The organism is Micromonospora palomenae (assembly GCF_007829925.1).
In the GTDB taxonomy this organism is placed as follows: Bacteria; Actinomycetota; Actinomycetes; order Mycobacteriales; family Micromonosporaceae; genus Micromonospora; species Micromonospora purpureochromogenes.
Genome location: NZ_VIXA01000003.1, coordinates 529870 through 542493 on the forward strand (window position 1 = coordinate 529870; position 12624 = coordinate 542493).

Annotated in this window: 14 protein-coding genes and 1 pseudogene; 7 read left to right on the forward strand and 8 right to left on the reverse strand. The window is 71.7% G+C overall.

Annotated features, from left to right (window positions below):
- The first annotated feature begins 11 nt into the window (after positions 1–11).
- Positions 12–1376, forward strand: a complete 1365-nt coding sequence (locus FHX75_RS23420) for a recombinase family protein (protein WP_154942471.1) — start codon at positions 12–14, stop codon at positions 1374–1376.
- A gap of 74 nt (positions 1377–1450) precedes the next feature.
- Positions 1451–1645, forward strand: coding sequence for a hypothetical protein (locus FHX75_RS23425; RefSeq protein ID WP_154942472.1), 195 nt, complete (start codon positions 1451–1453; stop codon positions 1643–1645).
- Between the two features lie 62 nt (positions 1646–1707).
- On the opposite strand, the gene FHX75_RS23430 is transcribed toward FHX75_RS23425, so the two are convergent.
- Complete coding sequence (locus FHX75_RS23430) at positions 1708–1908, reverse strand: hypothetical protein (protein WP_154942473.1); 201 nt, start codon at positions 1906–1908, stop codon at positions 1708–1710.
- Positions 1909–2101: 193 nt separating this feature from the next.
- Here FHX75_RS23430 and FHX75_RS23435 point away from each other — a divergent pair, with 193 nt between their 5' ends.
- Complete coding sequence (locus FHX75_RS23435; RefSeq protein ID WP_154942474.1) at positions 2102–2311, forward strand: helix-turn-helix transcriptional regulator; 210 nt, start codon at positions 2102–2104, stop codon at positions 2309–2311.
- Between the two features lie 42 nt (positions 2312–2353).
- Here the strand turns inward: FHX75_RS23435 and FHX75_RS23440 are convergent, their stop codons facing one another.
- The 3 genes from FHX75_RS23440 to FHX75_RS23450 are packed head-to-tail and all read right to left on the reverse strand — an operon-like array spanning position 2354 to position 4088.
- Entirely contained in the window at positions 2354–3454 is a 1101-nt protein-coding gene (locus FHX75_RS23440) for a hypothetical protein (protein WP_154942475.1), read from the reverse strand.
- Complete coding sequence (locus FHX75_RS23445) at positions 3451–3720, reverse strand: hypothetical protein (protein ID WP_154942476.1); 270 nt, start codon at positions 3718–3720, stop codon at positions 3451–3453. The genes FHX75_RS23440 and FHX75_RS23445 overlap by 4 nt, the downstream gene beginning before the upstream one ends.
- Entirely contained in the window at positions 3717–4088 is a 372-nt protein-coding gene (locus FHX75_RS23450) for a helix-turn-helix domain-containing protein (protein WP_154942477.1), read from the reverse strand. The genes FHX75_RS23445 and FHX75_RS23450 overlap by 4 nt, the downstream gene beginning before the upstream one ends.
- Before the next feature lie 692 nt (positions 4089–4780).
- Here FHX75_RS23450 and FHX75_RS23455 point away from each other — a divergent pair.
- Entirely contained in the window at positions 4781–4972 is a 192-nt protein-coding gene (locus FHX75_RS23455) for a hypothetical protein (protein ID WP_154942478.1), read from the forward strand.
- Between the two features lie 546 nt (positions 4973–5518).
- Here FHX75_RS23455 and FHX75_RS23460 read toward each other — a convergent pair.
- The 4 genes from FHX75_RS23460 to FHX75_RS30945 form a co-directional block, all read right to left on the reverse strand.
- Positions 5519–5755 (reverse strand): hypothetical protein, encoded by a 237-nt coding sequence (locus tag FHX75_RS23460; protein ID WP_154942479.1) that lies wholly within the window; start codon positions 5753–5755, stop codon positions 5519–5521.
- A complete protein-coding gene (locus FHX75_RS23465) occupies positions 5752–6030 on the reverse strand; it encodes a hypothetical protein (protein WP_154942480.1) in 279 nt (92 codons plus the stop codon). The genes FHX75_RS23460 and FHX75_RS23465 overlap by 4 nt, the downstream gene beginning before the upstream one ends.
- Before the next feature lie 237 nt (positions 6031–6267).
- The gene (locus FHX75_RS23470; RefSeq protein WP_170285440.1) at positions 6268–8571 is read right to left on the reverse strand and encodes a phage/plasmid primase, P4 family; all 2304 of its coding nucleotides are present in this window, start codon (positions 8569–8571) and stop codon (positions 6268–6270) included.
- 131 nt (positions 8572–8702) lie between these two features.
- Positions 8703–8879 (reverse strand): hypothetical protein, encoded by a 177-nt coding sequence (locus tag FHX75_RS30945; RefSeq protein WP_170285441.1) that lies wholly within the window; start codon positions 8877–8879, stop codon positions 8703–8705.
- A 372-nt stretch (positions 8880–9251) separates the two neighbouring features.
- On the opposite strand from FHX75_RS30945, the pseudogene FHX75_RS23475 reads away from it, so the two are divergent.
- The 3 genes and pseudogenes from FHX75_RS23475 to FHX75_RS23485 all read left to right on the forward strand — a co-directional run.
- Positions 9252–10868: pseudogene (locus FHX75_RS23475) on the forward strand (ComEC/Rec2 family competence protein); the annotation flags it as partial.
- A 142-nt stretch (positions 10869–11010) separates the two neighbouring features.
- Positions 11011–11991, forward strand: coding sequence for a DNA polymerase III subunit delta (holA, locus tag FHX75_RS23480; protein WP_154942738.1), 981 nt, complete (start codon positions 11011–11013; stop codon positions 11989–11991).
- Positions 11988–12461 (forward strand): hypothetical protein, encoded by a 474-nt coding sequence (locus tag FHX75_RS23485; protein ID WP_246158486.1) that lies wholly within the window; start codon positions 11988–11990, stop codon positions 12459–12461. Before holA ends, FHX75_RS23485 begins: the two co-directional genes overlap by 4 nt.
- Positions 12462–12624: the final 163 nt, after the last annotated feature.

The window sequence follows — 12624 nt, forward strand, 5'->3', positions numbered from 1 at the left end:
ACGGTAAGGCGGTGACTACCGCCGCGATCTACGTACGCATCTCGTCCGACGCGACCGGGGAAGGGCTCGGCGTGGCCAGGCAGGAAGCCGACTGCCGCGCCCTGGCCGATCGGCTCGGCTGGACCGTCACCGAGGTCTACCGGGACAACGACATCAGCGCCTACTCCGGCAAGGTCCGGCCCGACTATGAGCGCCTGCTGTCCAACGTGGAAGCCGGCACCGTGCGCGGCCTGATCGCCTGGCACCCGGACCGCCTCCACCGCTCCCCGAAGGAACTGGAGCGCTTCATCGATCTGGCCGAGCGGACCGGCCTCCAGGTGCAGACCTGCCAGTCCGGCGCGGTGGACCTGACCACCCCCTCCGGCCGCATGGTCGCCCGGATGCTTGGTGCCACGGCCCGGTACGAGAGCGAGCACAAGGCCGCCCGCATCCGGCGCAAGTTGGCGGAGAACGCAGCGGCCGGCAAGCCGCACGGCGGCCACCGCCCGTACGGGTGGGAGCCGGACCGGCTCACCATCCGCGAGAGCGAGGCCGCAGTCATCCGCGAGGCCGCCTCGCGTGTGCTGGCCGGGGAGCCGCTGCGCTCGATCTTCCGGGATCTCAACGCGCGCGGCCTGCACAACGCCTCCGGGAAGCCGTGGACGCACCCAACGTTCCGTAACGTGCTGCTCCACGCTCGCCACGCCGGACTCCGCGAGCACAACGGGCAGGAGATGGGCGTGGCCGCCTGGCCGGCGATCATTCCGCCGGAGACGTGGCGCGCGGTCCGGCGCGTGCTCAACAACCCTGACCGGGTGACCACGCCCGGCCGCGCCGGACGCCTTCACCTGCTCTCCGGCATCGCGGTCTGCGGCGTGTGCGGCTCGCCGCTGCGCGTCGGGCACAGCAAGTCCACGGAGGCGTACCGGTGCATGGCGTCCGCCTGCGTGAGCCGCCGCCGGGACCGGCTGGAGGAGTACGTGGAGGCCGTGGTCATCGCGCGCCTGAGCCGCCCGGACGCTGCCGCCCTGCTCGCCCCGGATGACGACGGGGGAGAGCGGGAACGGGCCGCTCAGGCGGCGGAGCGGGTGCGGCAACGGCTGGACGACGCGGCGGCCAGCTTCGCGGCCGGCGTGATCACTGCCCGGCAGCTTGCCACGATCACCGGGCAACTCCGCCCCGAGTTGGCCGCGCTGGAGGCCGCCGCCGCGCCGCCGCCGGACCGGGCGTCCGTGCTCGGAGACCTGCTCTCCAGCGATGACGTGACGGGAGCGTGGGAGCGCCTGAGCCCGGACGCGCGCCGGACCGTCGTGCGCCTGCTCATGGAAATCAAGGTCAGCCGGGGCCGGCGCGGACCGGGTTTCAGCACGGACGGGATCGAGATCAGTTGGCGCTGACCGTCGTACCCTGCCTGTACGGTCACGCGGTCCGGAACCCTGCCGGGCGGGCAGGCCAACTGAAGGAGACGCGCATGGCGATGACCGAGGACGAAGAACACGAGCTGTACAGCGAGGCCAAGAAGCTGATCTTGCAGCGGCTGGTCACTACGGACGGCATGACCGGGGCACCGGTCGTTACCTCCAGGGAGACGCTGGAACTGGCGGAGGCTTACGTGGTGCTGAGCCGGATGATGCCCTCAGGCCGTATCAACGTCCCCCGGAACTGACCGGGGCCTGAGTTTCCCCGTCGCGCAGTGGCATCCGTCAGTGCGCGGCGGGGCAATCGGGCTCAGTACCGGTCGGGGGAGTTGCCGGCCATCCGGTGCGCCTTGATCGCGTCGCGCGCCCACGTCAGCATGTCGCACCCGCCATCCCGGCACACCGCGCACCGGCCGGCGGCCCGGTGGTCACTCGCCGGCTCGCGGTGCTGCGTGATCACCCGCTTTGCCGTCCAGAGCACCAGCGCGGGCGTGATCGGTCCGTCATCCATGGGCACGGCTCCACCTCCGAAACGGGCAGGTCCGGCCACCGATCCCTGATCAGGTAGCCGGACCGCTCACCGAAAGAGCCCTAGCCGGTTGCCGTCCGTACGGGCTCTATAGGGACCGTGCCCTGTCGCACCCGACAGTGTCAAGTCTGACAGCTATCACATGTGACAGTTTCGGGTTGCATAGCGTCGATGCATGGTCCGCAGGCTGTACGGCAGCGCCGAGCTACAGGAACGCCTACAGGTGTCCCGCGCCCGCGTCGTGCAGATCGTCTCCCGGCCGGACTTCCCGGAGCCGTTCGATCGGCTGGCCGGGGGAGCGGTGTGGTTGGTGGAGGACGTGGAAGCGTGGATCACCGAGCACCGGCCGCACCAGGCGCGCGACGCTAACCCGGACGAGTGCTGAAACGGCCCGGACCTCCAGGTCCGGGCCGTTCGCTGTGACCGCTCAGGCCGCCTGAGCCGCCTCCGCCTTGCGCGCCTTGGCCGCGTGCCGCTCCAGCCCGGCCAGCGCCTCCGCCGCTCGCTGGCGCGTCTCCCTGGCCGCGTCCACCGCGTTGCCCGCGATCATCGACGCGCCGTGGAACAGCCGGCCGGCGCTCGGGGACTCCACCGCCTGCCGCACCCGGTCGATCTCGGCCAGGTTCTCCACCGCCGCCTCCAGCTCCGACACCACGAGATCCAGCCGCGCCAGCCCGTGAGCGGCCTGATCCCGGAGGTAGGACAGCCACTCCGCCTGCCGCTCCGCAATCCCGTCCGCCACCTGCTGCCGGACCTTGGCCACCGCGTCCCGGGTGCCGTCCGCCGTGATCTGAGCGGCCTCCGCCTGCTCCTGCCGCTCCCGGATCGACCGGGTGACCGCCGCCGCGTCCAGGGGCGTCCCGGCGGCGGCGGCCTCCGCAGCCTGCCGGCGCGCGTCCGTGCCGGCGCTTTCCACCGCCGCCTGCGCCTCCCTGGCCGCGCGGCCAAGCCGGTCCGCGTCGGCGGCCAGCACGCCGAGCCGGGCCAGGTCCGCCCGCACGTCCGGGTGGACGTGCCGATCCGGGATCGCGCCGACCCCGGACACGGTCAGCGGCTCACCGTGCCACGCGGCCGGAGCCTTGCTGCCCGGCTCGGCCGGCTGGAGCGTGCCCGGAGCGGCGGGGAACGCCTCCGTGAGCGCGTACAGGTCATCCCACCGGCCAGCCTTGGCCAGTTCCTTTGCCTGCTGCTCTCCAGCCGCGTTCGCGTGCGGGCACTGGCTCGCGTTGCCCTCCACCGAGCCCCGCTCCCCGTCCGGCAGGGTGCCGTGCCCGTAGATCGACACCCCGCCCCGGCGGAACACACCGTGCACGCGCGGCGGGCTGGCCTGCATGCCGGTCTGGCCGTGGTAGCTGAACGACTCCGGCGCGCACGTGCAGCCGGCCGGCATGTCCCCGGACTCCGTGGCGTAGGCCAGCATCGCGCCGAGGAGCTGATCCGCGCCTCCGGCGTGGCTCTGCTGCGTGTCCACGGTCCACACGGCCAGGGTCGGCACGTAGCGGACGCGGCGCTCGTTGGGGTAGGTCACTGGTTGTCTCCATTCAGGTATGCCGCTGCGGCGGCAGCGAGGGTCCGCACGCAGTCCGGGCAGGTGCCACGGCGGCGGGGAGTGCGCGGCAGGGGAGGGGCGGTGTCGTCCCCGTCCACGTAGGCGCGCGACTCCTGCGCCAGCCGCTCCGTGGCGATCTGCTCCGCCAGGTCCGCCCGGGGCTCGGCCAGCCGTGCGCGGCGGTGGGTGCTGCACCGGCCGAGCGCGCCGGGGCGGCCCATGTCGGGGCGCGCGAGCGGGCTCACTGAACACCTTCCTGCTCGATCTGGACCACCACGGCGGACGGCAAGCGCAGCCCGTAGAGCTGGACGCGCTCGCGCTCCAGGGAGAGCAGGAGGTTCAGCACACGCGTGGTGTCCTGTGTGGACAGCTCCGAGTCCAGCAGCGTGTTACACCGCCGCATCCACCCGTTGATCCGCGCCTCCGACTGCCGCCGCAGGGTGTCCGCCTCCTGCGCCGGGATGCGCTGGAGCGCGGCCTGTACGCGTCGGGCGGCGGTCGCGCGGCTGCACTCCAGGCGCTCCGCGATGGTGTCGATGGAGTGGCCGGCGTTGCTCAGCTCCAGCGCCATCAACTCCTGTTCGTGGCGCTTACCGGCAGGCGTTCTAGGCATGTCTCATTGTACCAAGCTTTGTATCAAGCAAGGCATACCATAATCCCGCTTATGCTCGGCGCGGCCTGGCGTGGTGGACGCGACCCGCATCAGCCAGCAGGAGAAGGCGGGTCGTGCGCGGCGAGGGGGAGCGGCGGGCGGGGGACTTCGGCGGCGCGCTCTACAAGTAGATCCTCGACAAGCCGCAGTTCCTGCCCGGATCGCTGGAGCCTCATACCGCTCTGAACAGGAATTTTGCGGGCGCATGAGGTACCTCAACCTGGGCGCTGCGGCATCGCCCGACGTGGCAACGGCGCGAGTGCAGGTCCGAGTGGGGCGAGTTCCGTCACCAAACTCGGCCTGAACACTTATGAGAAGTGAAGGCAGTTGCGACGCTCAGCCGCACGGTCGGGTGGGTCGGTGATGGACGGAGGAGTCGGTACAGTCCCACCGAGCGAGGGTGCCGGGTCGCGCGGGGCTGCACGCAGGCGTCGGGTTCGCTCGATACAGTGCTCCGACGGAAGTAACCGGCCTGGTCCTTTAGGTCAAGGCGGCGGACTCCCGGGGACTGCCATCCCCGGGGCCGCCTTGAACGGTCACGTCCACTCATGTCCGAGGCAAGGACCATCTGTGAGGGAGAACGAAACCAAGTGTCCACGGTAACGAGAGGGACCGGACCGCACCAGTCCGGGGGTACCACGAGCACGGAGCATGTGCTGATCGGCGCGCTTGTGCTGGTCGCGGTGCTGTCCATCGGGGCGCTGGCGTACGTCGTCAGGCTCAGCGGAGACGACGTTGGCAACGTTGCCCCGGTGGCGATCCCGGCGATCGCCACCGTTGCGGGCGCGGCGATCAGCGGGATCGTGCTGGCGCTGCGCAGGCGACCGGCTAGGGGCCGGAGGTAGCGCGGACGGCAGTGCGGGTGGTCCTAGGCAACCCGCACTGCCAGCCCTTCACCAACTTCATCACCAAAGGCGGCACTGTTTGCATGGGTCCCTTCGCCGGACTGGGTCCCCTCTCCCGCGATCTCGACCGGCTGCACAACGCGCTGGACCTGTCCCGCCCGGACAGGCGGACATCTACGCGGACAGCGAGTTGTCCGACCGGACTCGACCCGATCACGTACGTCGAGTTGGACACGGACAGCCAGACACCGGGACAACGGACAGCCGGCCGGACATGGACAGCCCGGACAGGCTGGACAGCGCCGGTGTCCGGAGCTAGGACAACGGGGCCGGACAGGTGCTCTGACCTGCCGTTTCGGCACCGGATGTCCTAGGACAAGGTGGGTCCGAGAGTGGCCGAAACCATGGCTTCGCTCGGAAGACGACAAGGCGCGACCTAGGTCCCGGACAGCCCGGACATGAGTCCGCCGGCTTGTCCGGACAACCTCGCGGACAAGATCAGCAGGCAGCCCCGGACATGTCCGGGGCTGCCTTGTCCAACCTGTCCTACCTGTCCACGTGTCCGGACAGCACGGACACCCGCTCGCGCCGGTACCGCTGCGCCGCTGCCATCGGGCCGCGCGCGACCCACGTACCGGACAGCTCCAGGCGGCAGCAGGCTTCCGCAGGGGTGGCGGTGGCCGGCACCTCGCACAGCTCCAGCTCCGCCACGATCTCCGCGCGGGTGGCCGGCATCCGCCATTCCGCGGCCGTGCCCGGAGCCTGCTCGCGCCACTTGCTCACCGGGCCACCTCCCGGCGGTACGCGGCGGAGAACCGGCCGCGCTGCGGCGTGACCCACTCCGGTCGGTACGGCTCCGGACTGATCGTGATGGCGGAGTAGTTGTTGCCGTTGTGGCAGTGGCTCCGGCGGTCGGTCAGGTCGCCGGGGGAGTAGTAGGGCTGCTCCACCGTGCCGGCTCCGTGCCAGTGGAAGGCGCGGCACGGCTCGCACGGCACGGCCAGGGTGATGGTGCCTCGTTGCGTGTCGGTGTGCAGGTAGCCAATGGTGGTGGTCATGGTCCATCCCTTCACGGGTGCGGGTGAGTCAGCGGGGGAGTGGGCCAGCGACGGCCGGGGTGTTCGCCTCGGGGCCGGGCTCCATTGAGTAAGTCGGCCGGGAGCAGCCGGGGTGTTCACGTATGGGCCAGGGCCGGGCGAGGTGTTCCGGATGTTCCGGATCGCAGATAACTTCCCTACGTGAAGCGCTCTTAGGGAAAGTTCCTGACCATCCGGAACATCCGGAACAGGGGGCGGCTACTCCTCGGCGAAGGCCACGCCGAGCACCGCCGCGAGGGTCGCCGGGAGCGGCTTGCTCTGGCCGATCCATTGCGTGCGCGGCCGGGAGACGCCGGGCCGGTTGGACCGGATCTTCTTGGCTTCCACGTAAGCCGGGAGCGCGCCGTGGTCGGACAGCCGCCGCTTGAACACCTGCGCGGACGGTGCCCGGTGCCCGCTGGCTTTCATCCAGTCCGCGAATTGCTGGTACAGCTCCTCGGAGGGCACCCACCGGTCTGGGTCGAACTGGCACCGCTCCCGCAGGAACCGGAGCACTTCATCGGAGGACTCCCGCCAACGTGCCACGCTCTCCCGTACCGACTCCGGGTCGCCCGCGTTGGAGGTCAGAGATCCCGCCGCGTACCACCGGATCGCGCCGGCCACCACCCAAGCCAACACGGCCTCCTGCGCCTCCGTGGTCGCCAGCTTGGCCTTGAGCCGGGGGTCGCCCACCCGATCCGTCTCGCGCTCGATCGGGTCACCGTTGAGCCGGTACCGGTACGGGAAGTCCACCCGAGCGAGCCGCCGCCACGCGCCGTCCCCGGTGTCGGTCACGGTGGGCGCGTGGTTGGTGTTCAGGAAGATTGAGTGCGTCGGCTTCCACGACACCGTGTCCTTGTACAGCTTGCGACCCTCGATCGCCTCGGCGTCCAGCAGATCCTTGACGACCGTGGAGTCCAGGTAGCCCTCCTCCGGCGTCTCCTCCATGTACGCCATCCGGGTGCCGCGCAGCGTCATCTTCTCCGGGGTGGCCGATCCGAGGCTCTTTCCCTTGAGTAGCAACGTGTTCGGGACCTTCGTGGCGTACCCGTGACCGAAGTTCGCGCCACCGAGCGCGGTGAAGACGGACCCGATCACGGCCGTCTTGCCGTTGCGGCCACCGCCGGTCAGCAGGAGCATCCGCCCGTCGTCCGCCTGGTGCCCGGTGGCGGCCTGGCCGATCCGCAGTTGCAGCCACTCCAGCGCGTCCGTCGGGACCGCCTCCAGCGCCGTCTTGAACGCCTCCGACTCCGCGCCCGGCCGGTACCCGACCCCGGTGATCTTGGTGATCATCAGGTCCGGGTCGTGGGGGAACTCCTCCCCGGTGCGCAGGTCCACGACTCCGGTCGGGGTGTTGAGCACGTCCGGGTCGGAGTCGAACTCCGCTGCGTCACGCAGCACGCCCGCGATCCCTCGCGCCAGCCGGATCACGTCCGCGATCCGCTGCGCCCGCTGCATCTTGTGCCAGCCGTCCAGGTCGCGTCGGTCGCCATCCTGGCCGCTCGCGGCGCGCTGCTTCTCCTCGTCCAGCGCCTCCGTGTACCGGCTGATCACGTACTGCCGGACAGCCTCCGTCACCTCCGCGTCCGTCACGGACGCCCACCGCTTGCCGTCCCATGCCAGCCACCCGAGCCCGGCCGTCCAGCAGAACGCGCCGTCAAGCACGTCCCCGGCCACGATTTCCGCCATCTGCGCGTCGGTGAAGGTGTCCACGGTGGCCGGCTCCGCGTACGGCTTGGCCTGCCGCCGCGCGGCCAGCGCCTCCAGCGTGCCTCCAGCGGCGAAGTAGTCGTCAACTCCCTTCACGCCTTCGGCGACCACCTCCGGCACCACGTAGAGCACCTTCGCCGCGCCCTTGCTGCGCAGCCACCGACCGAGCCGCTTCATGGCCCGGAGTACGGCCGGCTTGGTCAGCGCGTCCGCGTCGAAACAGACCGTGACCTCACGGCCCTTGAGCCGCACGTCTTCCCAGTCACCGAGCGTCGCATGGCTGTTCCGCCAGTTGAACACGCCGTCCAGCCCGACCGTGCATACCCCGCGCGAGGTGAGCGCGTCCGCTTTCTTGATCCCCTCCGTGATCCACAGCGGGATCTCCGGGTCTTGGATGGCGGGCAGCGCTGCCACGTCCCGGCCGTCCGGGTCCGGGTCCCGCGTCCACCGGGGGTGGACGTCCAGGCCGGTGCATCCCCGGGCGCTGGCGTACTTCATCTTCTTGCCGTCCCGGTTCGGGACCGCGCGCCATGGCTTTAGCTGACCGGGGAGCGGCTTGCCGGTCGGGCTGTGCTTCGGGAGCCACAAGATCGGGAAGTAGCCATCCTGAGCCAGCGACCACGAGGGGAACCCGAGCCGCTTCAACTGCTCGCGCCGGTCACCCTCCAGCCGGAGCCCCGGAATGCTGTCGCTGTCCGCCGACCGGGGCCGGTCCACCGAGACGTAACCGCGCTCGCGGATGACCTCCGGGTCGATCGCGGAGAGGTTCGTCAGTTCGTGCCAATGCGCCTTGGTGAGCGGCACATCGGGCATGAAGTTGCCACCGCCGACAACGGTTCCGCTCTTGGTGAGCGGCAGCGACTCCCTACAAACTGAGTTACTATTGGTCTCAGCGTAGGAGTTGTGAGAGCCGCCCTGGCCGGGGCGGCTTTCTTCATTCCGCATCAGCCGTTCACCGCCGGAGCGAAGATCGCGCGGAGCTTGGCCACCTGATCGGCGGTCAGCTCCGGAGCCCGGTCCACAACGGCCCTGACGTGAGCGTCGATCGAGTGCGCCGCGCGGCCAGCCTTGCGAGCCCGCTCCCTGCGCTGCTCGGGGGTGAGCGTCTTTGACGCTGCCATGTCTTCTCTCCCGGACACGGGAACGCCGAGCGGGGATCACCACGTCTGGCGGTGACCTCTGCTCGGCGTTCCCGTCCGGGATGACGGCCGTTCGTGCGGTTACTCAGCGGAGACCTAATACCCCGTCCGGGGCTGCATCCTCCGCCTACCCGCACTAGCGTCGGCGTTCTTTGATATCTCCAACTTAGTCGGCTAGTCCAGCAACAACAAGCCGACTACGCCCCATTATTTGTGACGCGCACCATTACTATAGTGGCGGTAATACCCTCCATTCTTATGCAGTTCTTACTAACAATTCCCTCAGTTCTTAGGGGGCGCGACGGGAGCCCGTGCCGCCTGAGCCGAGCGGACGGCAGGAGATTCTCAACCCGCCTTGGTTGCGCAGTGACACACCTCAACGCCGTCTCCGGCTCCAATGTGGCGATCGTGGTGGGTGCGGTGCTGCTCCTGGTCCGCTGGGCGCGGGCCGGCCCGGGCGTGGCGGCGGTGCTCTGCGGGCTGGCCCTGGTCGGCTTCGTGATCCTGGTCCGTCCCTCGCCGAGCGTGGTACGGGCCGCGACCATGGGGGCGATCGGGCTGGCCGCGCTGGCCGCTGGGCGGCCCCGGGCGGCGCTGCCCGCGCTGAGCGCCGCGGTGGCTGTCCTGGTCCTGGTGGACCCCGAACTGGCCGGGGACGCCGGTTTCGCGCTCTCCGTGCTGGCCACCGGAGGGCTGCTGCTGCTGGCGCCGAGGTGGCGGGACGCGCTGCGGCGCCGGGGCGTACCGGCGGGGCTGGCCGAGGCACTGGCCGTCCCGGCGGCGGCGCAGCTCGCCTGCGGGCCGGTGGTGGCCGGCATCTCCGGCACGGTCAGCCTGGTCGCGGTGCCGGCGAACCTGCTGGCGGTGCCCGCCATCGCACCCGCCACGGTGCTCGGGGTGCTGGCCGCCGCCGTCTCGCCGCTCTGGCCGGCCGGCGCGGAGTTCGCCGCCTGGCTGGCGAGCTGGCCGGCCTGGTGGCTGGTGACCGTCGCCCGGGTTGGCGCGCGGTTGCCGGCGGGCATGCTGCCCTGGCCCGGCGGGGTGCCGGGTGCGCTGCTGCTGGCCGGCCTGACCGTGGCGCTGCTGCTCGCCACCCGGCGGCCGGTGGTGCGCCGGCTGGTAGCGGTCGGCACCGTCGCGGTGATCGTCGGCACCCTGCCCGTCCGCATCCTCGCAGGCGGGTGGCCGCCGGCCGGCTGGGTGATCGTCGGCTGCGCGGTGGGCCAGGGCGACGCCCTGGTGCTGCCGGTGGCGGCCGGTCGGGCCGTGGTGGTCGACGCCGGCCCGGAACCGTCCGCCGTGGACGGCTGCCTGCGCCGGCTCGGCGTACGGGAGGTGTCGCTGCTGGTGGTGAGCCACTTCCACGCCGACCACGTGGGCGGCGTCGCCGGGGTCTTCCGGGGGCGGCGCGTGGTGGAGGTGCGCACCCCGGGGCTCGCCGAGCCGGCGGCCGGGCGGGACCTGGTCGCCGGCGCGGCGGCCGGCGCCGCCGTACTCGGAGCCGCTGCGGCCGGCTGGTCGTACCGGGCGGGCGGGGTGGAGCTGGTGGCGCTCGGGCCGCCGTACCCGCTGCACGGCACCCGGTCCGACCCGAACAACAACTCCCTGGTGCTGCGCGCCACCGTGGCCGGGGTGCGCATCCTGCTCGCCGGGGACGCCGAGACCGAGGAGCAGCGCGCCCTGCTGGACCGGGTGCCGCCCGACGGCCTCCGGGCCGAGGTACTCAAGGTCGCCCACCACGGCAGCGCGTACCAGGATCCGGCGTTCCTCGACGCGGTCCGGCCCGCCGTCGCGGTGGTCGAGGTCGGCGTCGACAACGACTACGGGCACCCCAGCCCGTCGGTGCTGGCCCGGCTGGCCCGGGGCGGCGTCCGGGTGCTGCGTACCGACACGGACGGGGACGTGGCGGTGGTGACCGGCCGGCACGGCCTGGCGGTGGTGACGCGGGGCGTCGCGCCGGGACGACGGTGACCGGGGCAAGGGGATCACCGGATGGAGGCGCATTGTGGGGGTGAGCCCGCATTAACGTAAATGTCTGGATTTGCGCTGAGTGCGGGGTCCGCCGTCACAGCCGCCGATGACCAGGCACGATCCCCCGGTGGACCGTGCCAAGATGGGCGGCGTGACCGCCGCCAGCCTCCCTCCCATTCTGCTCGTCCTCGGCGACGAGGAGCTGCTCGCCACGCGCGCGGTGACGGAAGCGGTGGCGAAGGTCCGCAGCGTCGACCCCGACGTGGACGTCCGGGAGTACCAGGCCGGGTCGCTGACGGTCGGCGAGATCGACGAGATGCTCAGCCCCTCGCTCTTCGGCGGGCGGCGGGTGCTGGTGCTCCGGGCCGGCCAGGACGCCCGGAAGGACCTCGCGACCGCGCTGCTCGCCTACGCGAAGAACCCCGACCCGGACGTCCAGCTGGTGGTGCTGCACCTGGGCGGGGCGAAGGGCAAGGCGTTCGCCGACGGGCTGAAGGCGGCCGGCGCCACCGTGGTGCCCGCGATGAAGCTCAAGGGACACCGGGACCGGGTGGCGTTCGTCCGGGACGAGATCCGCCGGAGCGGCGGGAAGTGCACCGAGGACGCCGCCGAGGCACTGATCGCCGCCGTCGGCGGGGACCTGCGGGACCTGGCCGCCGCCTGCTCCCAACTGATCGCCGACACCGACGGGCGGATCGGCGCCGACACGGTGGCCCGGTACTACCGGGGCCGGGTCGAGGTGACCGGCTTCACGGTCGCCGACGCAACCATGATCGGTGACGTCCCGGGGGCGCTGGAGGCGCTGCGTTGGGCCCTGCACGTCGGGGTCGACCCGGTGCCGATCGCCGACGCCCTCGCCGACGGGGTGCGCACCGTGGCCCGGGTCGCCGCCGCCGGCCGGGGCGACCCGTACCAGCTCGCCAGCACCCTCGGCATGCCCGCCTGGAAGATCAAGAACGCGCAGCAACGGGCCCGGGGCTGGACCCCGGAGGGCCTGGTCGAGGCGATGCGGGCCGCCGCCGAGTGCAACGCGGCGGTCAAGGGCGGCGCGGACGACCGGGCGTACGCGCTGGAGAAGGCGGTCTTCTCCGTCGCGGCCGCCCGGCGGGGCGGCGCCCGGTGACCCGCCCCACCCGGACGGCGTGGAGCACCGTGCCCGGCGAGGACGAGCGGTACCGCCCGCTCTACGCCCGGGCGCTCGGACTGCGCGTCGTCAACCCGGGTGGGGTGCTCTGCTTCCTCTTCTTCGAAGGCGCCGTGGCGCTCGCCGTGCTGCTCGCCCTGGCCGAGCTGGTGAGTTGGTGGGCGGTGGTGGTGCTGCCCGCCGCCGTGGCCCTGATGGTCAAGCTCAACGACATGGTGGCCGAGCGGGTCGTCCGCTCGGCGGCACTCGTGCCGGAGCAGGAGCGGGACCGGTTCCGGCGGCAGATGGAGCCGGTGATCGGGCGGGCGCGGGTGCCTCGGACCCTGCCCGGCATGGTGGTCGCCACCGAGCCGCCCGGTGCTCCCGCCTGGCGACGCGGCACGTCGGACCGGCCGTGGGGAGCGCCCGGACCCGCCGGCCCGACCGGCGATTCCGTCGACCGGTCCTGACCCGCCCACGGTCGCCCGCGACCGTGATCGACTCCGGGTACGCGACATGGCGGTATCCCAGTGGTGCGGATGCCGCCATGTCCGCGGAATGGAGTCGACCATGTGATCACCGACGGCCGGCCAGGGCGCGTGGGTGCCGGAGGGGCGGACAGCCTGAAGCCCC

Excerpts from the sequence above, each read along its gene's own strand:
- FHX75_RS23465 (WP_154942480.1), bottom strand. The coding sequence starts at position 6,030 with ATGACCACCACCATTGGCTACCTGCACACCGACACGCAACGAGGCACC.
- FHX75_RS30945 (WP_170285441.1), bottom strand. The coding sequence starts at position 8,879 with ATGGCAGCGTCAAAGACGCTCACCCCCGAGCAGCGCAGGGAGCGGGCT.
- FHX75_RS23470 (WP_170285440.1), bottom strand. The coding sequence starts at position 8,571 with ATGCCCGATGTGCCGCTCACCAAGGCGCATTGGCACGAACTGACGAAC.
- FHX75_RS23430 (WP_154942473.1), bottom strand. The coding sequence starts at position 1,908 with ATGGATGACGGACCGATCACGCCCGCGCTGGTGCTCTGGACGGCAAAG.
- FHX75_RS23425 (WP_154942472.1), top strand. The coding sequence starts at position 1,451 with ATGGCGATGACCGAGGACGAAGAACACGAGCTGTACAGCGAGGCCAAG.
- FHX75_RS23435 (WP_154942474.1), top strand. The coding sequence starts at position 2,102 with ATGGTCCGCAGGCTGTACGGCAGCGCCGAGCTACAGGAACGCCTACAG.
- FHX75_RS23450 (WP_154942477.1), bottom strand. The coding sequence starts at position 4,088 with ATGCCTAGAACGCCTGCCGGTAAGCGCCACGAACAGGAGTTGATGGCG.
- holA (WP_154942738.1), top strand. The coding sequence starts at position 11,011 with ATGGGCGGCGTGACCGCCGCCAGCCTCCCTCCCATTCTGCTCGTCCTC.